The sequence below is a fragment of the Pseudomonas ovata genome (assembly GCF_003131185.1).
In the GTDB taxonomy this organism is placed as follows: domain Bacteria; phylum Pseudomonadota; class Gammaproteobacteria; order Pseudomonadales; family Pseudomonadaceae; genus Aquipseudomonas; species Aquipseudomonas ovata.
Map to the genome: position 1 here is coordinate 364,486 of NZ_QFFU01000002.1, position 19,357 is coordinate 383,842.

Here is a 19,357-nt window from a genome sequence, read left to right on the forward strand (position 1 = left end):
GAGCGCATTTCAGGAGCTATTCCATTGACGATAGGGACCGTAGCAACCCGCTCCTCGACGAGCTGGAAAAACCGCATGTTGCACATGGCATTTATTGCGACTGTCGCGACTTTTGCCGGGCAGCCTGCCGGCGCGTTGGCGGGTGCCGCAGCCCCCGTTAACCCCTACGCCACCCAGAATGCCGACAACACTGAAGGCTCGCTCAATGTCGATGAGCGAAAGCTGATCCAGGAAGGCCTGATCTGGGGCGGCGTTTACAACGGCTGGATCGATGGCCAGTTTGGCAAAGGCACCCGGGACGCCATTGCAACGGTTCAGCAGCAATACAAGCAACCTGGCACCGGGGTACTCAATGCAGACCTTGCGGTGCACCTGGGGGGGCTGGCGCTCACTGCACGCAAGAAGTATGGCTGGACGACCATGACCGAGCCCAAGTCCGGCTTGACGCTGGCCTACCCCTCGGCCTTGCTCACCAGGACCACCCACCCGGAGCCGAGCTTCGTCAATATAGATTCCGAAGACAGAAGTGTTTCGATCCAGGTCATGCGTATCGACAACGTCAAGCCCGATGCCATCGACACGCTGTACGCCGACCTGACCGGCAACGGTAAATCCACCGTGACCTATTCGTTCAGAAAAGGCGGTCTGTTCATCCTCGCCGGTGAGCGCGGCACCGGTAAATACTACAGCCGTTATGAACAACGTGGCAGCGAAGTGCGGGGTTATGACCTGATCTGGAGCGGCAGCCGGGACGCAGAAATGCAGGCGATTTCCGTGTTGATTTCAAACAGCTTCGAGCCCTTCGACACCCCTCGCCAGACAAGAGAGCCTGACTATTCCTACCTGGTTGCACTGGCTCAGGCTTCTAAAAACGAGCCCGGCGGCAACCCGCCTCAGGTCAGCGCGAATACGCCACCACCCGGCAGACAACCTGTGCAGCAGCAACCTGTACAGCAACAACCGGCACAGCAGCAACCTCCCGCGCAGAGCGCGCAAAAACCGGATGTCTCGGACGGCAAGGGCACGCGGTTCTCCTATACGTACCAGGCGCCTCGTGATGCCCGGCTCGAAGAAGCCTATCGTTTCACCCGCCGGGCCGACCTGCTGGTCGGTAATGTCGAAATTGACGCCATGGACGGCATGTTCATGATGCCTCGCCCTCTGCATTATGTGGGCATGGAGTGCGGCATGGTGAATGCGTTCTACAGCCCGAAAGACTCTGCCGTCTTCCTGTGCTACGAAATGGTCAACTACCTGCTGCGCCAGGCCGATGAACTGAACGTGAACAACGACCCGGATTTCCCGACCGATTACGTAAAGTCCAACCTGCGCTTTATTCTGCTGCATGAGACCGGCCATGCCTTTATCGACTTGTTGAACCTGCCCTCCACGGGGCGTGAAGAAGATGCGGTCGATCAAATGGCGGCGACCATGATCCTGATGCATGTAAACCGTGATGAACCCCCCGAGCAGCTCACCCGGGTCCTGTCGATGACTGCCACCTGGTTCAAGACCAATGCCTCACTGCAAAGCGGCAGTGCCGCCCACGATACATTCTCGGACGAGCACTCACTCAACGAACAGCGCTATTACAACTTGCTGTGCATGGTGTACGGCCGTAACCCGCAGGAGTACGCCTCGATTGTCGATCGAGGGCTGCTTCCAAAGTCCAGGGCTGCACGCTGCCCTCAGGAAACCAGCAAAATCGTCTCGTCCTGGGCGCGGTTACTGCTGCCACACTTTGCACCGCGTTATCAGAAAATCGCCAACGACACAGTCAATCGCCAGGATGCGCAGAGCCGGCAGTGAGAACGGCTGAAGCCGATTGCCGCCCGGCCGCTGCTGTGCTTTCAGGTGCCCTTCAGAGCGAGATATTGAAGGTTCGCTCTTCAAACGCCAGCGGCTGACCCTGCTCAAGCAACTGGCGGATGCCTGGCCCAAGCAAGTCTTGAGGGCCATCCAGCGGCGCGACCGGGTGTGAATGGAAGCGTTGTCTGTTGGCGCTGACCTGCTCCAGAATCTGTCGATCCTGACGCAGAATGACCTTGAACATCTGCCGCAATACGGCACGTTTCAGCACGGCCGGAACTTTGCCCCTGGCTGTCGCAACGCGTGCGAAGACCCGCAACTGCCCCGCTGCGCAGGGCGTCATCCAGGCGCTGACCAGCAGGTTCAGGTGATCGTTGCCATCGCGGTACTCGATTTCTGCGAGCCCCGGCAGGCGAAAACGCCCCATGCTCCTGCCCCGCTGCCCTTCGAACATCCGCGAGATAAGCCCGGACTGTTTGCCCTCCTCGCTGTAAATCGCTTCGATACCGTCCTTGAGCGGGCGAACGCGGACCGTGATGCGTTGGCGCTGCAGGTCATGACGGATCCATCCGGCATGAACAAAATGGGTATGAAATCCGTCCAGGAAATTTTCCGCAGCATCCTGTAATGAGCACTGCACCTGGTCGGTCATCCAGAACGTATCGAGTGCCTGACCTTGCCCGGCCGGGGCAACCGGCGTAGCAAGCGCACCCGGGTCACTCAGGCAGACCCACACCAGGCCATGGGCTTCGCAGCAGACGAGACTGTCGAGCAAGGCTGTGCTGGAGGGAGCCTGATCAGTGCCGGGCACCCGGGTGCAGCGACCGTCGGCTGCAAATCGCCAACCGTGGTAAGGACACTCGATCTGTCCATCGCGAACCCGGCCCTGGCTCAATGGCGCGAAGCGATGCGGGCAGCGATCCGGCAAGGCGGCCGCACGCCCATCGTCGCTGCGGAACAGCACCAGTGGCAAGTCGTAAACCTGACACGCCAGTGGGGCTTTTTTCAGTTCGTGGCCAAGCGCTACCGGCCACCATTGCGTACGCTGCATCACAGTTTGAGTGCCCTCATGAGCGGTACACCTATTCCATGCAGCAGGGCGCTGAGCAATCGCCATACCCAGCGCCGCCGCCAGGGCAGATGGGCGACCCTGATCAGACTGTATTCGATCTGCGGCTGGCCGCCGCGCAAGCGTTTGAAACCCGCGGCACCGGAGCTGAAATTCAATACTGTACGGCGCTCGACCGATTCCAGCAGGCACAGGCAGGTCAGTTGCCGGTACAAGCCGGTTTTCTGTGGCAGCCCGGTGTCGTAACCCACAATCGGCGCGCTGAGGGTTGCGTCATTGGCGAACCAGCCCAATGCGCCATCGATACGGCCCTGCGGGTTGCGCAGCGCGCGCAGCTCCAGCCAGCCTTCACGTTGACCGCGCTGCATCCAGCGGGCGCTGTAGTGCGGGTTGAGTCGGCAGTACTTGTCCAGGTACAGCAGGTTATAAAGCTGCTCTACCCGCACGAAATCGCTGTCGCTCAGGGCGGAGCCCGACACCACTTCATAGGGGCTGCGCCGCAACAGTGTGCGGTCGAGCCGGGTGTTGTGATGCCGCAGGAACGGTGCATCCGCCCCGCTACGGCCGTCGAATACATACACCTGCCGGCTGGGAATACTCAGGAAGCCCAGCGCTTGCAGACGCTGTTTCAGTTCACGGTTGCTGAACGCATTGATCGAGCGAAAGCACAGCGCGTGATCGGGGAAGGTGCGCTGCAAGAACTCACTGATCGGCGCCAGTTCGTCCAGATCCCAGTCAGCGGGGTACAGGTTGGTCGACAGCAACCAGTTATTGACCTGGACCAGCTTGTCGACCCTGGCCGCGCCCAGCAAGGCGTCGACGCCTTGGGTCAGCAGGCTCAAGGGACGGGTCAGCCACGGGCGGCCCAGGCGTTTGAGTTCCTCACGGGCGTAGCCACTGTAGGCGGTACGCGGCGACACCACATAACCGTTGTCTTCGGGGTCGTGTCCGTCATTGATGCTGACCACAAGCTGCTGCGTGCCAGTGTCCAGCAGCGCCATCCGCGTACTCACATTGGCGATCAGTCCGGCCTCGGCCCAGCCGCGTACGTAGTGTCGGGCGGGGCTGTCGTGGGCGGTCACCGGCTCCTGAAGGAGCTGCGCCTGAAACACCAGCTTCATTGTGGTCTCTCCAAGGCCTGGCCGTTCCACTCGATATCGGCGGTGGACGCCGCCAGCACCCCGCAGCGCCGGGAGGCGGCGCGACAGAGGATTTCCCCCAGGCTCAGCCATTGAGCCGCCAGCGGCAACACATCACCTTGCTGGACGATCACGTCGCGGGCCAGGTGGTAATCACGCCAGAACGTGCGGCTCGACACGCGTGAAGGCGCAGCCAGTAACAGCATCGCCAGTGCGATCATCCGCGGCTCCTGCGTCGGCTCAAGCACGCGGCTGCAAGCTTCGCCAAGGCTGCTCACCAGCGCCTGACGCTGATTGTCGAACAGGTGGACGCCGCTGGTGGCTCGCGGGTTGCACTCCAGTACATGGAAGCGGCCAGCCTGATCTTCGATAAAGTCAAAGCCGACCTGCCCGGTATAGCCCGTTTCACGGCCGAACTGCTCGATGAAGCGACGCACAGGTTCTGGCGTCGCAGGCGCAAAATAGATGCCCGACCCCCGGCCCACCCGATAGCGCGGCTGGTAGACGCCATGGGTTCGCAACTGGCCATTGATCAATACGCTGAAGCTGCAATACTCCCGGCCCTGAATGAACCGCTGTGCAACCCAGGGTGCCTCGAGACTGGGCTGGACCTTAGCCAACTGCGTCGCGTCGGGCTGAACCTGCGTGTGCGAGGCGAAACGCGAATAGGCCGGTTTGAACACCCACTGCGCAGCCTGCGCACCGAACGCCAACACGCCTTGGCGATCCGTCAGCAGGCGGGTTTCGGGCGCCGACAACGTCCAGTCCTGGATCAGGTCCGCGAACTGCCCCTTGTGATGCAAACGGTGCAGCAGCGCAAAATCACAGGTCAACACTCGACACAGAGGGGCCAGACGCTCCAGCCCATGGGCCAGATAAAAGACTTCTTCGCACGTTGGCAGCAACACGTCGATGCGTTGTGCCTCAATGACCCTGGCCAGCGCCTCGATCCAGCCTGCGGGATCGAGTCTGGGCTCTGGCAAACGGACGAAATGGTGCACCGAGCGGCTGAAGCGGCTCAACGGCTGCCCCAGCGAATCACCGACGCTGACGGTCCAGCCAGCAGCGTTGAATGCCCTCGCCCACTCCAGGCACGCCGGCGCCCGGGCGCCCAGAATCAGTACACGCATGGCAACCCTTCAGGCAATTGCAGCAGTTTCAGGCGTCGGCGTTTGACGTGCGCGGGCGGTGCCTGCCAGTGACCAAAGCGCATGTGCGCAGGCTTTACGCCCTGCCGGGCACACAACTGGCGCAGGCTTTCGTCGATCGCCTGGCACAGTGCGTCGTGATCAGCGCTGGCCTGCACGTTGATCTGCCAGTTCAGGTTCGTCTGCTGGATCTCATATTCCTGCAGCGCTGCGCCGTGCATCAGCAGGGTCCGGCGCACGACATCCGGGTACAGCGCGCGCAACTGCCGCCCCTCCAGGTCAGGCAGCCAGAGCACCTCGTCGGCACGGCCCTCGATAAAGGCAATCGCCCTTTCGACCCGCCCGCAGGCGCAAGGGACCTCGCTGACATGCAGCACGTCGTTGAGGCGATAGCGCACGATCATCTGTGTACGCCGCGAGAAATCGGTAATGATGGGGTGAAAGCGGGTGTGCTGGTCGTCAAGCCACTGCGGCTCGATGTGCAGATGGCTTTCGTTGAGATGCAACGTCCCCTGCTCGCAGGTGTAGCCGAGAAAACCTTCGCTGGCTTGATAGATCTGCCGTGGCATTACCCCAAAGGCCTTGAGAACTGCATCGGTATCCGTGCTTTCAAGCACTTCGGCCACCGACACGATATGGCTCGGGCGCAGGCGCAAGCGCCCGTGCAGCACGGCTTCAGCCAGGCCCCGCAACACCGTTGCCGGGGCCACCAGCACATCAGGGTTCTGGGCCTCCAGGCGTTTGAAGGCTGCGTCCAGCCCGAGCGTCAGGTCGTGAAAGGCAAAATCGATTCGGCGGCTGCTCAGCGTGGTGTACAAGCGGCTGTTGGCGCGCAAGAAAAAAGCGATGCGCAGCGGTGCTTGCCAGAAACACAGCAGCCTTGGCAGAAACCGGGCCGGCAAGGTTCTCGCCAACAGAATCCCGGCCCAACGCTGGCGCTCAAGCGCGCTGACCAGAAACACCCCCTGGTGCCCGGACGTGCCACTGGAAAGGCCAACGGTGATAGTGCCCAGCGTTGGGCTGAAGTCGCGGGACTGTTCTGCCTGCCGTGCGACTGACAGGACCTGGTCCAACCCGAGGCCACAGGTGTTGAACGCCGCAAAGTCATTCATCATTGTGGTCTTGTCCATCAATGGAAAGTCGGCCAGGTGGGTAAACCTATGGTCTTTGAACCGTGCAGACTGGCGCACCACGGTTTCCAGAAAATACGTCAATTGCCGCGCCTGCCACGCTTGCAGGTGTTCGCGCCGGGTAAATCGCAACCGGTAGCGACTGTCGAGAAAACTCAGCACACTGCGCAGTGTTGCGCTCAAGCCTTCATTGCTCATCCCGGAACGCCTCCCAGGCGTATGTGCAGTGCGACGGCAGCACCGCAACAGCCGGTTCTCGGCGCAGCAATGTGCCAAGGCTAGCGTAGGTCTGGCGGTACTGCCTGGCGTCGTGGCCGGCAAACCACACCGCCGGCGCAGCCGGGAGTCGCTCGGCGCGGCAAGCGGGCACCGACCAGCAAGCGTCAGCGACCAGAAACGCCGGACGCCCTTGCGCATCCGGGATGAACAGGCCCAGTTGGCCATGGCTGTGCCCCGGGAGCGGCACACCGATCAGGCTGGCGTCGCCCAGCAGGTCGAGCCCCTGACTGAAAGGGGTCATCCACTCAGGCAGGGCGACTTGCCTGCAATGATCGGCGGGGGTCAGGCGGCTGGCAAAATCGTCCGGCAACAAGCCTGGCAAATGACCGCCCAGGGTCGCCCGCCAACGCGAGCCGCGCAGGCTTTCAATGTGCTGGCGGTCGGCATCCAGGGCAATGAAGGACGCCTTGTCGAAATCGCGCAACCCGGCGACATGGTCACCATGAAAATGCGAAATGATCACTGTGCGGATGTCATCGGGCTGAATGCCCAACGTCTTCAGCTGGGCGAGCAGTTGCTCCTGCACGGGCAGTTGCACCGGCACCGCTGCGCGATACAAGCGCTCTGGCAGGGCCTGGGTGGCCTTGAAAAAATGTTCAGCGTAACCGGTGTCGTACAGGATCCAGCCGGCGTCGGGATGGCGAATCAACCCGCACAGTGACGGAAACTGTGTCGGCGCCCAGCGGGCGCTGCGATCGGCCATACAGGCCAGATGCCGGCACCAACCGGCGCGCAATACGTTGAGGCTGACGGTGCGGCTCACGGTTTAATCCCCTGTTGTGCAAGCCACCATTGCGCGTGTTGGCCAATGCCCTGCTCTTGCGTGATCACCGGGCGGTAACCCAGCTCTTTGCGTATGGCGTCCAGATTCAGGGTCTGGCTGAACGCAAGCACCCCGGCGCCATAGCGGGTCAGTAGCGGTTCACCCCTGTGTCGCAGCCGGGCACTGGTTTCCAGCGCCAGCGCCACGGCATCCACCAACCGCCATGGCAGGCGTCGAGTACGCAAGGTCAGTTGAAAGTGTTCGGCGATGCGCTGCAGCAGCTCCTTGAACGCCAGCGGCGTGCCGTTGCTCACGTTGTAGATACACAGGGGGCGTGGCAACGGTTGACTCAGGCTGAGTTCGACCGCGTGCACCAGATTGTCGACACAGGTCAGGTCCAGTTGGGCCCGGCCGCCGCGCATCAGCGGTATGTGCCCACGCTGCATGACACGCAACAGGCGCGGCAACAATGTCCCGTCCCACGGACCGAACACCGCACGCGGGCGTAAAATGACCGCCTCGGCAAGACCTGCCGCCTGAATACTCAATTCAGCCAGCGCCTTGGTGCGCGCGTACTCGTTGACAGGCACAGGCAACGGTTCGTTTTCGTGGATATCGAGCCGATCACGAAAGGCGAAGTAGAGGCTGGGCGTCGAGAGGTGCACAAGGCGCTTCACCTGATTGACGCGGCAGGCGTTCAGTACCTCATCGGTGGCCATCAGATTGGCCTGGGCAAAAGCCTCGGTGGTTCCCCAGGGCGAGGACAATGCCGCGCAATGGACAACCGCCGTGCAGCCCCGCGTCGCCTCAAGCAGCGTTCTGGCTGCCGCTGCCGAGCCATGCTCCAGTGCAAGCCAGCGCACCGTGCCCTGGCTATGGCGGACGACATCGGCCGCGGCTGAAGCGTTGCGTCCGCTGAACAGCACTTCATGCCCTTGGCAAACCAGTCGCCAGACGATATGCCGGCCAATGAAGCCGGTGCCACCGGTCACCAGGATTTTCATCAATACTCCAGGATCATGCCGCCGATCGAAAGGCCTGCACCGGTCCCGATCAACATCAATGTCTGCCCGCGCTGAATGCGCTGATCACGAATCGCAATGTCCAGCGCTGTCGGCAGTGAAGCAGCAACCTGATTACCATGATGAGAAAAAATGTCGATGACTTTTTCTGGCGCAAACCCCAGGCGCCTGGACGCATGCTTCATCGCTTGCTGGCTGGCCTGGTGAGGAATCACCCAGTCGATCTGATCCTGGGTCAGGCCTGCCTGATCCAGCAGATCGTTTGTCAGCGTCGGCAAGTGCCTGGAGGCAAGACGGAACACGCCTTTGCCCTGCATGGAGAATCGGGTCAAGGGCTCGAAGGGTATATCGATACGCTGCGGGTGAAAGCGCGACCCACCTGCCGGAATCTGGCATAAGTGCGCACCTTCGGAAAATGTCTGCAGGTTCGAGGCGATGATCTTCGCCCCGCCTTCGCTGACACCCAGCACAACAGCCGCCGCACCGTCGCCAAAAATGCCGCTGACCGGCACCTGCTGCCAATCGAGCCCACAGGACGCGATATCCGAGCACACCAGCAGAACACGCCGGTAACGACCGGCAACCAAGGGCCAGGACAAGGTGTCGAGGGCAGCAATAAAGCCCAGGCAACTGGCATTGATGTCCATGGCCGGAATGCCGGAGTGGCCCATGCCCAGTTCCCGTTGCAGCAAGGCGGCATTGCACGGCATGCCTTGATCCAGGGTGCCACTGGCACAAGCGATCAGGTCGATCTGGTCCAGCTCGAGACTGGCGGCCCCTAGCGCCTGTCGGGCCGCCGCCGCGCCCAGGCTGGCGGCGGTTTCGGTGCGGCACGCGACATGCCGCTGAACGACCCCACTGATCTGCGCGACGCTCCCCGCTGCCAGGCCCAACTCATGATCGAGAGCGGCGCTGGTGACAATTGTGTCCGGCAGCGCATGCCCGGAGCCGAGAATGGCCACAGGCCTTGGAGACAGAGCCAGCGGTGAAGTGTGCATTCAAATTCCGTTTATAAAAGATCATTCTAGTAAAACTTATACGGGCGGTGATGATGGCTTTGCCGCCTTGAAGGTGGAGCAGAAGATCATTGACACCCAAAAACGCCCCAAAGGCCAAGCCTGCGAAAAAATTTCTGCCAAACCTGCCCTGCCCAGCGTCACCCTGACATTTGACGGTAGCCAGTATCCGGTGCCCAAAGCATTGTCTTACCCTTGATCGATATAGCCGTCAGGCGCAGGTCCTGGTGCGGCGGCAACCGGGCGTCCAGGTCACGGTGGAAGTGCTACTCACTCATCTCGGCAAACCATTTGAGTTCTTCCGAGCGTTTGACCGTCATGCTCAACTCGCAGCCGGCACCGTTGATCTGGTCCATGGTGCCGCCTGAAAAGTGATAGTACATAAAGCAATTGGCGTCCCGGTACTTGATCCACAGTCGCTGCGCATCGCGCAGTTGCGTTTTCTGCTCGTCCGAAAGCGCCGCCATGGCCGCCTTGTAGGCCGTATTCAGGCGCGCATTCTGTTTCGCCAGTTCCTTGTTATCGCATTCATTCATGTTGAACGTGATGCCCTCAGACCGCGCGACACAGGCATCGTACTGCGCAGAGTATTGATCTTTCGCTGAAGCGGACAGGCAAAAGAGGGCCGTACACAGCGCAGGCAGGTAACGCATCATGATTGGAATCCGTTTCAATGAAGGGGCTCAACCATCGAGATTCGCCCAGCCATCAAGGCTTTTCAATAGTACAGGTGTAGTATTTTCACGGTGTCGCAGGACACTCTATCGTGGCAATGACTTGAACGAGGCGACCCCATGAAACAACGGCTTGGCCTGTGTGTCGCCAGCACCCTCATGGCTTTGGCCCTGAATGCGAGTGCCGGCACCGATGGCATCCCACGCGGCGATTCCGACTTTGGCTTTGCAGAACGCTGCGACGACAGTGCACCCTTGACCCGGCTTGAGGACATTGCGTGTTCCAGTGCAAGTCTGCGAGGCCAGGAAGCGACAATGCTGGCTCTGGTCGACAGTGTCAGGAGAGAAACCAAGGGCGTCGATGGTGAGACGGGCGAGGCTGTAGACCCAATGGGCGTGCAACAGAAAGTATGGCGCGATGCCTTGGCCGGGGTATGCAAGGATGCCGCCTGTCTTTCAGTGGCTTACGCTGAACGCATCGCTGCAATTCACAAAGAATGGTCGCAGGGGCTGTGATGACTATGTTGAAACAATGGTGCACTCGCGCAGGCGCTGTGCTGGCAATGACGACTGCCACGCTGTACATCCCCCTCTCTTTCGCCGCCGGCACCCCACCGCCTTCGTCAGCAGGCGTTGCGTTATGCCCGTCTCAGAATTTTGATGGCTTCCTGGAGCGCTTCGCGAACGACGTTGCGGTGCAGAAAGCCTTTGTCAGCACGCCGTTGCGCAACGAATTCATTGACCCTGAGGCGCAGCCCGAACCCCGACCGGTTTCTGAACTGCTGGACAAAGCCCGGCTGGAGTTCCCCCTGATGCCGAGCGAAAAGCAGCAGCGCGATGAAGGCTTGACGCTTGAGAAAAAGCTCACGGCACCAGACCAGGCGATGATAAGACTGACCAAGGCCGACACGGGCTATCAGCGCTCATTGTTCTTCAAGCGCGAGGCCTGCTGGAGACTGTATCGCATCCAGGATGACTCGCTGTAATCGACCGCAGCCAGCAGCGCCCGTCACCTGTGTATGGATGGATACATAAACCCTATCGTTTTTGCCATGCACATTGACTATCGGGTTCAAGACGGGCCGCCTTTTACGTCGACCTTGACGAGAGGCGCGGCCCATGAACCCCGTCAGACACATACGACTCACCTTCACCAGGCGGCCGGATCCAGATGACCATACCTTATCTTCCACTGCAGGCCTGGAACAAACACTGGAAGCTGAGGGGCGAGTCGGTCTACTGCCAGTATTGCGGTTACTCACAACACGTAATCGATCCACACCCTTTCAAACATGCCCCCCATTGCCCCCACGCCTCATTGTTCTACCAATCCCCTGGCAGGGAGTTAGGTCAGATCATCGAGCAAAAAATAAGGGCGGGGCTTTTTTGACTACAGCCCGCCCTTCAACCCCGTGACTCGCCAGCGAGGCCCGGGATGAGCCTTTATCAGGGCAACGTCCTTGGACTGGCGCGCACACCCGGGCTCGCTTCTTGCGGTTTATCGGTCCAGGTCAACAGCTTTGACAGGGTTCCATAGGGCGCGGCAAACCGTTGGCAAGACGCCTCGTCCGTCACATCGGACATCCTCGCGGACTGAGTGGCGCCCATACGCAGCGCCCTCAGCCAGTCTTTGGCGCGACGCCTGTCCTGATCAGCCAATTGGCGCCTGTCTTGGTCCAGTTCAGCGTGAGCATTGCGAACAATGGTCGCCGCATCAGACGGTTCCAACACACGGCACAACTGGCCAACCAGCACCAGTCGTTCGATCCGTACCGTGTTCATTGCCACGCCCTGCCATTTTTTCCAGGCCAGCAAGCCCGGTAGATCGGCTGGCATGGGCTGGCCAGACGCCAGGACGCTTTGTATGTATCTCATTTCAGGATCCATGGCATACCGGGCATACCACTCGCTCTGCGTGCGAGGCAGCCATTTATCCCACCGGGCAAACAGGGTGTCGTCTTCACCGCTGTCGCCGCCGAGCGGCACACACACAAAGGTATCCAGCGGCGCTGGCTGGCACTTCCAGGCTTCGTCGCTCAGACGCCGCGTACTCACGACACTGGCCAGGCGGGCGGTGCTTTTATCGTTGCCGACAATGCCCAGCAGAAGGCGTGATGGCCCGGCAGCGCCGGTCTGATCGTCCGGGGTATATTCACAGACCGTCGTCATGGGCGATAACTTGACTTCAGCGGGCGCACAGGGCGATTCATCCAGTTCAACCACATCCAGCCATTGCCGCATGAACGCCTGCATCCTGGGCGAGGTCCAGGCAAGGTCCTCCGAGCGCAGTTCCTCCAGCGCCGCCATGGCATCGACGGGGTGCTCGACCGGCATGATAGCCAGGGCCGGGGCGATTGCGCTGCTCAGCCAAACGCTGACGGCGCACCCTACCCGATGCCGGGCAATACCGGAGATGCAGACAAACATGGTCAATCCCTCACTGTCATTCATACAAAAGAATCGGGTCATTCCCAGGGTCAGGGTGCTATTCCAGCAACAGACGCCGGGCCAGTCCTTCGATGTACGCTTCATCGTTGCCATTGGGGTGCGCCTCAAACGCCAGGTGCAGGTACTCGTGCGTCAGGTCGAGACGGTCCTGCAGCGAAAGAACGCCACGCACGTAGATCCGGTTGCGCTCGCGGTCGACATGGGGATTGCCGAAGGCTACGCGGCACACGGCAAACGTACTGACTTCGTTGTAGCCAACCTCGGTTTCGAGCTGTTGACGCCAGATCTTGCGCTGCTTTTGCAGCCAGTCCTGAGCCGCGGGCAGTGTTGTGCAGGACGCGACAGGATTGTCCCAGCGACTGAGGCTTGCGCGAGGGTAGGCCTGCACCAGGATGGCGTCGTAGCGCTGACCGGCATTGGCTTGTTCAACTGCTTGCTGCCAGGACAATTTATCGGCATCCGGTTGCGTCGAATGGTAAGTGACATTCGTGCCCGCGAGAATCAGGTCGCTGGTCCACGCCGCAATACGGCGTGATTCAGCGCTTGCCGGGCGTGGCGCTACGCGCTGCCGGTTGCTGCTGTCATCGATGGTCAGGCATTCGCCGGAGCGGCCAGCATTTTGCAGCAGGTAAGTACGAATCGCGACGGCCAGCGCCTTGGCCGCTTCGGCCGGCTCCGCCTGGGCTTCACGTTGCAGCACCCGGGCAACGTACTCTTCGCGATCAAGCCTGGCGACGAGCGTGTCTTTCTCAAGAAAGAGTTCGCCGTTGCTGTGAATGTCCAGTTGATTGCCATTCAAAAACTCGACGCGATAGTCGCCCAGCAAGGGGCCTGACTCAACGGCGCGGCCCGCCTTGAGTACATGGCCGATCGGGTAACGTGAAAACAGGTCGACCTTCACGCATCGTCCAGGCTCAGCGGGCCAGCCTGCGGGCAGGACCGACGCCAGCGCCTCGCTGTAATTGCGCAGCACCGTCTGGCTGGTGCCCTGTGCCTGTGCCCAGAGGGGCGTACCCTCCGCGGTCCAGCCAGCAAAACCGCCCTCGCGCTGCGCAGCGTCGTCGTTGTCGGCAAACCAGCTCCAGGTCTTGACCCGTAGAAGACCGCCCAGAGCGCCGACGACATTGCTGTCGGCCGCGCCCAGCACTACATCAAGCAGCACCCGTCGTGCCTGGTCCTGTGCCGGCAGCGTGGCGAGGGTGTCCAGTAATTGCGCCACGGGCACCCGGGTCTGCGGCTGCAGTGTGGACGTACCGAGCAGCCATTGCGGTGCCTTGCGCGCTTGCCAATACGCCCGCCAGTCAGGCTCGGATATGCCCAGACGCCGGGGCTCGAAATACAGACCACAGGACTTTACCAAGGCCTGATCGCGGCCGATGCTGCCACCGGCCGTGCAGCAATACACCTCTTCCCTGGATTGCCCTCGGCACTGATAGGCAGGCTCGCTGGCGCCTGTGTCCACCAGCCAGGCGTAGACAAACAACTTCCACAGACTGCCCAACGGGGCCTGTAACTCCGCTGGCAGTGGTGCTCGCGAAACAAGCCCGGAACGGTTGAGGGACAACAGCTCCCCTTTCAAGGCGACCTGAATCTGGTCCTCTTGCGCCAAGGTCAGCGCAGGCAGTAAAAGCAACATCAGCCACAGCCTGCGTGAACGCATGTCAGTTGACCTTGATCTGACCGAATGCAGGTTTTTGCTCAAAGGCCTGGTACTGCGGTGCGTAGACCTGAGTGAAGCGCACCGGCGGCAGATTGAACTGGCCTTTTTGCGAGAAGCGCACCAGATGCCGCATGCGCAGCTCACCGTTCAACGTATCCACCGCCATGGCATAGCCCAGTTGACCCGGCTCGAAGCGTGCCTTCTCAAGCGCCGTCGCTTGCGTGCCCGCCTTGCCCTGCAGTTTGATACCCCAGGTCGTTTGCTCGATATCAGCGCCCGGTGGCAATGGCACCTCGATCATGCCGTAGCGCAGTGGCTTGGCAGCCTTGCTGGTGATAATGACCTCATCCAGATAGAGGCTGTCACTGGACAGCGGCTTGCCATTGACGGCTTCAAGGGTGAAGGTGAACGCTTCAGTGCCCGGCACAAGGCGAGAAAGGCGCCGAGTGACGGTCACAGGCAGTGGCTGCGCCGCTGGTTGTCGGGTCTGATAGCTGAGCTGCGCACGCAGAGGCCGTTCCTGGGCTCCGGCCAATGACAACGATGACGGTACCGGGCCGGCACCCTCCCACGTCCAGTACATTTCACCGCTGGCACCGTAGCGCTTCTTCCAGCCTTCACCCGGCGCCAGCGCGACAGTCGGCGACGCCTGCTCGATGCTGCGCTGCAACCAGCTCAGCGCCAAGGCGCGCTCAAGGGTTGATTGCTGCGGCAGTAACCGTTGCAGCAACGCACGCGCACGTTCTTGATCGAAGCCTTTGAGCGACAGGTTCAAGGCTTCGGCGAATGGCTCGGAACTGACATCCAGACGCTGCTGGGCATCCGGCAACTGACGGCTGAACGCCTCAGGCATGACCACCTTGTTCTGCCTGGCGAGCGAAGCCGTCATGACCCGCGCAGCCGCAAGGCCCAAGGCAGAATCCGGGGCATTCATGACGATGCTGCCTTCTTGCATGTCCATCACATTGGCCTGAGCGCCCTCGCCGACCTTTGCCAGGTCACTCATCAAGCCACTGAGCAACGTGTTTACCGGCAATTGCATGTGCCTGGCAAACGAGAGAATCAGTGCGCGCTGCAACAGCGGCGTATGGCCCGCCTGCTTGGCATAAACGTCCAGCAGGCGCTGCCAGTGCTCCGGCGGCAACGACAACTCCAGCGCCTTGCTGGCGTGCCAGTCAGCGTAATAGGCATAAGCGGTAAGGAACGCGTCCGGCTCACTGCCCTGGCCCCACCAGCTGAAGCTCGCCGACGGGTCCGCCAGATGCACCAGGCGCAAGCGACTGTTTTGCATGATCAGGCGCAACCGGTCCCTGACTTGAGGGTCGGATGACAGCACCGGATACGCCATGCCCAGGGGCAGCAAACGACTGGCTATCTGCTCGACACCGCCATAGGGGTCGCTCAGCAGATCATCCAGTGCCGAGCGGAACAACGCTTGTGCGCTGTCGTCCAGGCGCAGTTGAATGGCCGTCGCATCGGCTGGCAAGGTCAGCGGTGTCTCGCCACTGACCGCGTCCAGACTCTGGCTTTGTGTAACCTGCCAGCCCTCCCCGGTAGCCGTCAGGCTGACCGCCAATGCATCGGCAATTTTACCGTCCTGCACCAGCTCGGCCTTCCATTCACCACTGGCCAGCGCGAAGGCAGGTAACGCAATGTAGTTGATGCCTTTGTTCAAGGTCACCGGCAGGCGCTGCTCGACGCCCCCGAAATGGGTCACGAGTTCTACCTTGACCGCCTGGTCGGCCTGGCTGAATGCGAAGACACCCAGGTCCGGCTTATCACCGGCACGGAAGCGGGTTGGCCCGCTCCATTTCAGGTACAACGGTTTTTCCGAGCGCACGAACTGCTTTTTCTGCCCCACTTGTCCGGCCTGGTCGATGGCCCGGGCCGTGATGCGCCAGCGCGTCAGCGAGTCAGGCATTTTGAAGGTGAAGCGCACTTTGCCGTTCGCATCGGTCACCAGTTCAGGCGCCCACGCGGCGGTGTCGACGTCTTCACGACGCGGCCGCTCCAGCACTTTTACCCCGCGATCACTGCGGTTGGCCTTGCCAGGCGCCGTCGGGCTGCCGGGCAACGCGACGTCGTAGCTGATAAAGGACAAACTGGCACTGGTGCGCACATTGTTGCGGCGCGGATGGTGGAAGAACTGGTCGATGGCCGGTGCAATTTCCGGCTGCAGCGCATAGATCATCTCGTCGACCACGCTGACCGTCAGGTGCGCGGGAATCGACTTGCCGGCGAACCGGGTTGTCAGGTCGACCGACACGGTGTCACCGGGCCGATAAGTGTCTTTGTCGGTCGTGATGGTCACGTCGATCTGCGGTGTCACCACCTTGATCCCGGCATTCTGGAAGCTGTACTGACCCCCTTTGGTGTACAGAACCGAAAAGGTCAGGTTCGGTGCAAAGTGTTCTTTCACGCCAAGGCGCACGCGGTACTGGGTGTCGTTGAGCTTTTCCAGCTTCAACCAGTCGCCGCCCTGGGACAGCAACGCCGTGGCTTCGACCTTGTCCCGCTCCAGAGACAGCAAGGCATCGCCGACAGGTTCAGGGAAGGTGATCAGCGCCGACGCTTCGTCGCCGACCTTGTACTCTGGCTTGTCGAACACGATCTCCACGGTGCCGGCCACCGCCTTGATGCCGTCGCCGCTGACTGAATGCCCCGTGGCGCCCAGCAAGCGCCCGTTTTCATCCATCAGGGTCAGGTTGTAAGTGCCGGGACGATCAAAGCTCACGCTGAAACGCGGATTCGCCGCCACAAGCTTGTCGCCGCCGCTGGTCTGGTCCTCCAGCCGCACCCATTTATAGCTGGCCGGTGTGACGGACCGGGTTTGTTCGCTGCCACCCTCATGGCTATAGCTGAAGTCAACCTTTTCGCCGACTGCACTGAACCGTTGCGCTGCGGTAATGCGGTAGCTGGCGGCGCCACGGTCAATCAGTATTTCTTTGGTGGTCCTGACCCGGTAGGCAGCACCGTCGCTGGCAAACACGGTAAGCATATAGCGACTGGGCCTGACCGCCGGCGGCAGGTCGAGCGTGGCGTTACCCTTGGCATCAGTGGTGAGTTCGGTGCTCTTCAACTCCACCGGAAACTGCCCGAGGTATTGCAGCTCGTTATCGACGGTCGACAGTTGCTGAGCACGCAAGCTCAGGGTCAGCTTTGCATTCGCGACCGGCTTGCCGTCCGGATAGAGTAAGGTCAGGTTGCCCGTTACCGGCTCGTTGATGCTGTAGTCCTGTCTGGCCAGGTTCAGCGAAATCTCAAAGTGCGGCTTGATGTACTCCGCCACGCGAAACGCACTGCTATAGGCCTGGCCCTTGTAGCTGAAACGCATTTCGTAGCCACCGGCAACGGCATTGTCCGGCAGTTGAAAACGGCCTTGGGCGCCCGCCTGCGAATCAAGCTTCAGCACCAGCGATTGCAACGCCGTACCGGTGGCATCGAGGATAGTCACCTCGACATCGGCAGCCGCTGGGGCAACGGAATCACGGGCATTTTTGAATTCCCGCCCGACGATCTTCAGCGACACCCAGTCGCCTGGGCGGTAAAGTGGCCGGTCAGTGAACGCGAACAGCTTGGTGTCGTAGATCTCGCTGTCGTAATAGAAGTTTTCCGCGATGAAAACACCGCCCTCGTCGTCTTCACCGATCAAGAATGAGCGCTCGGGGCTCACGTGGTTGAGCCTGAGCAAACCCTGCGCGTCGGTCACGCCGCTGCTCATGACGCCCAGGCCATCGGTCCAGAGCACGTTGACCTTCCCGGCCGGGCGGCCTTCGTTTTTGCGGGCGGCCCACACCAGAAGCTCATCACCGGCCACCTTGCTCACTGCAACGGTATTGGAAACGAACACCATGGTCGTGGCGCGGTACTTGCCCACCAGCGCTTCGACCAGGTACAGCCCCGGCTTCAACTTGCCCAGCGGGATGTAAACGTTACCGGGCACTACATTGATGAACTCGCTGGACGAGCCGTCCAGGTCAACCCCGGCCGGTGGCTGGATCGGTTTTGCATCCCAGATCGGGTAACGGAACTGACTGACCACCGGCAAGCCAGGAATCAACGCAAACTGCGCTTGCGCCTCGTAAGGGGTCGGCGCAGACATCGCTTTACCCATCTTCAGTTCAGGCACTTCCTCTGTGACCTGTTTGCGCGACTCATAGGAAAACGCCCGCTGCATGACGCGTCGGGACTGGCGATACCAGCTGTCCCACAGATACGCGAGGGTGTTGGACAGCCCTTCGCCCTTGAACTGCCCCTCACTGACCACGCGGTGCAGGTTTTTCTGGCGCTTGAGGAACTCCATGGGCTTGTCAATGCGATACACGCGGATGTCCGCGCCGCCATACGGCTGCATGCGGAACCGTCGATAGTCGCGGCCCGGCGCCTCAAGGCGCACCTTGGCCTGTTCATCACTGGAAAAGCTGCTGTCCGCCAGCAGGAAAAAGCTTTCTCCCGGTACTGCGCTGTAGCCGCTTGACGGGACGCTGTCATCGGCGTTGACGCACGTAGCAGGCACCAGAAGCGCCAGCGACAATGAAATCAGAGAGCAAATACGCAGCATGCGGGCACCGATCATTGGGAGAGAAAGTTGAGTCGATAGACACCGATAAAATTCGGGTTGGCAGCGTCGGGTATCCATCGGGTGTCCTTCCATGTCATGAGTTGCTGCAGGCTTGCCGAGCGCATGCCGTTATCAGTGGGGGTCGTGGTGCCGGTGTGATAGGCGATGTAACGGCCCATCCAGATCATCAGGTGCTGGTCGTCGCCCTGGTCGAAAAACATCAGGTCACCGGGCCGGGCCTGGGCCAGGTCGCGCCCTACCAGGTGACTGTTGAATTGAATCAGCTTGATCGCGTTCACATACGGTCCGGTGTTTCCATCGCCTTGCTGCCACTGCTGCGCGAGCCCTCTCTGCGCGTCACTCAGTTGCATCTCGGGCGGCAGGTAGCGGTTGGACAAGCCATTGCTGCGCAGCCACTTATCGTCATGCACCTTCAGCGCCTCGTTGCTGGCAAAGCGCACCAGGCCGGCGCAATCCTGCTGGTACCAGCGCGGGCTGGGGCCCTGGGTCAGTTGCTCTTGGGCAATGCGTACAAACCAGGCACGAAACACCTGGGATTGCTGGGCGTCGAGCGCAGGTACGTCACCGGCAAACGCGCTATTGCCGAACAGTATCGCCAGCAGAACGAGGCCTCGGCTC

Annotated in this window: 16 protein-coding genes; 4 read left to right on the plus strand and 12 right to left on the minus strand. The window is 61.0% G+C overall.

Annotation, left to right across the window (positions count from 1 at the left end; translation table 11 throughout):
* The first annotated feature begins 75 nt into the window (after window positions 1–75).
* Window positions 76–1,809: a DUF4344 domain-containing metallopeptidase gene (locus DGA31_RS04845; RefSeq protein WP_161959144.1), complete on the plus strand. Its 1,734-nt coding sequence runs from the start codon at window positions 76–78 to the stop codon at window positions 1,807–1,809.
* Window positions 1,810–1,861: 52 nt separating this feature from the next.
* Here DGA31_RS04845 and DGA31_RS04850 read toward each other — a convergent pair whose 3' ends face one another.
* From DGA31_RS04850 to DGA31_RS04880, 7 genes are read right to left on the minus strand one after another with little or no spacing between them, the layout of a single operon-like run.
* On the minus strand, window positions 1,862–2,860 hold the full coding sequence (locus tag DGA31_RS04850; RefSeq protein WP_109511748.1) for an aromatic ring-hydroxylating oxygenase subunit alpha: 999 nt from the start codon (window positions 2,858–2,860) through the stop codon (window positions 1,862–1,864).
* A complete protein-coding gene (locus DGA31_RS04855; RefSeq protein ID WP_109511749.1) occupies window positions 2,860–3,999 on the minus strand; it encodes a hypothetical protein in 1,140 nt (379 codons plus the stop codon). Before DGA31_RS04855 ends, DGA31_RS04850 begins: the two co-directional genes overlap by 1 nt.
* Window positions 3,996–5,147: an ATP-grasp domain-containing protein gene (locus DGA31_RS04860; RefSeq protein WP_109511750.1), complete on the minus strand. Its 1,152-nt coding sequence runs from the start codon at window positions 5,145–5,147 to the stop codon at window positions 3,996–3,998. The genes DGA31_RS04855 and DGA31_RS04860 overlap by 4 nt, the downstream gene beginning before the upstream one ends.
* Window positions 5,135–6,493 carry a F390 synthetase-related protein gene (locus DGA31_RS04865; RefSeq protein ID WP_109511751.1) on the minus strand — a complete coding sequence of 453 codons (1,359 nt, stop codon included), beginning with the start codon at window positions 6,491–6,493 and terminating at the stop codon, window positions 5,135–5,137. Before DGA31_RS04865 ends, DGA31_RS04860 begins: the two co-directional genes overlap by 13 nt.
* Entirely contained in the window at window positions 6,483–7,337 is an 855-nt protein-coding gene (locus DGA31_RS04870; protein ID WP_109511752.1) for an MBL fold metallo-hydrolase, read from the minus strand. Before DGA31_RS04870 ends, DGA31_RS04865 begins: the two co-directional genes overlap by 11 nt.
* On the minus strand, window positions 7,334–8,341 hold the full coding sequence (locus tag DGA31_RS04875; RefSeq protein WP_109511753.1) for an NAD-dependent epimerase/dehydratase family protein: 1,008 nt from the start codon (window positions 8,339–8,341) through the stop codon (window positions 7,334–7,336). The genes DGA31_RS04870 and DGA31_RS04875 overlap by 4 nt, the downstream gene beginning before the upstream one ends.
* On the minus strand, window positions 8,341–9,357 hold the full coding sequence (locus DGA31_RS04880; protein WP_056839273.1) for a 3-oxoacyl-[acyl-carrier-protein] synthase III C-terminal domain-containing protein: 1,017 nt from the start codon (window positions 9,355–9,357) through the stop codon (window positions 8,341–8,343). The genes DGA31_RS04875 and DGA31_RS04880 overlap by 1 nt, the downstream gene beginning before the upstream one ends.
* On the opposite strand from DGA31_RS04880, the gene DGA31_RS29520 reads away from it, so the two are divergent.
* On the plus strand, window positions 9,314–9,574 hold the full coding sequence (locus DGA31_RS29520; protein WP_152034993.1) for a hypothetical protein: 261 nt from the start codon (window positions 9,314–9,316) through the stop codon (window positions 9,572–9,574). The genes DGA31_RS04880 and DGA31_RS29520 overlap by 44 nt on opposite strands.
* Before the next feature lie 67 nt (window positions 9,575–9,641).
* On the opposite strand, the gene DGA31_RS04885 is transcribed toward DGA31_RS29520, so the two are convergent.
* Window positions 9,642–10,031 (minus strand): lysozyme inhibitor LprI family protein, encoded by a 390-nt coding sequence (locus DGA31_RS04885; protein WP_241509524.1) that lies wholly within the window; start codon window positions 10,029–10,031, stop codon window positions 9,642–9,644.
* A 138-nt stretch (window positions 10,032–10,169) separates the two neighbouring features.
* Here DGA31_RS04885 and DGA31_RS04890 point away from each other — a divergent pair, with 138 nt between their 5' ends.
* Both DGA31_RS04890 and DGA31_RS04895 read left to right on the plus strand, forming a co-directional pair.
* A complete protein-coding gene (locus DGA31_RS04890; RefSeq protein WP_109511754.1) occupies window positions 10,170–10,565 on the plus strand; it encodes a hypothetical protein in 396 nt (131 codons plus the stop codon).
* Entirely contained in the window at window positions 10,565–11,035 is a 471-nt protein-coding gene (locus DGA31_RS04895; RefSeq protein ID WP_109511755.1) for a hypothetical protein, read from the plus strand. Before DGA31_RS04890 ends, DGA31_RS04895 begins: the two co-directional genes overlap by 1 nt.
* A 460-nt stretch (window positions 11,036–11,495) precedes the next feature.
* On the opposite strand, the gene DGA31_RS04905 is transcribed toward DGA31_RS04895, so the two are convergent.
* From DGA31_RS04905 to DGA31_RS04920, 4 genes are read right to left on the minus strand one after another with little or no spacing between them, the layout of a single operon-like run.
* Window positions 11,496–12,500 carry a hypothetical protein gene (locus DGA31_RS04905; RefSeq protein WP_152034994.1) on the minus strand — a complete coding sequence of 335 codons (1,005 nt, stop codon included), beginning with the start codon at window positions 12,498–12,500 and terminating at the stop codon, window positions 11,496–11,498.
* 34 nt (window positions 12,501–12,534) lie between these two features.
* Window positions 12,535–14,157: a DUF2300 domain-containing protein gene (locus tag DGA31_RS04910; RefSeq protein WP_109511757.1), complete on the minus strand. Its 1,623-nt coding sequence runs from the start codon at window positions 14,155–14,157 to the stop codon at window positions 12,535–12,537.
* Window position 14,158: 1 nt separating this feature from the next.
* On the minus strand, window positions 14,159–18,733 hold the full coding sequence (locus DGA31_RS04915; RefSeq protein ID WP_109511758.1) for an alpha-2-macroglobulin family protein: 4,575 nt from the start codon (window positions 18,731–18,733) through the stop codon (window positions 14,159–14,161).
* On the minus strand, window positions 18,730–19,341 hold the full coding sequence (locus tag DGA31_RS04920) for a DUF1175 domain-containing protein (RefSeq protein ID WP_421957948.1): 612 nt from the start codon (window positions 19,339–19,341) through the stop codon (window positions 18,730–18,732). The genes DGA31_RS04915 and DGA31_RS04920 overlap by 4 nt, the downstream gene beginning before the upstream one ends.
* Between the last annotated feature and the right edge of the window lie 16 nt (window positions 19,342–19,357).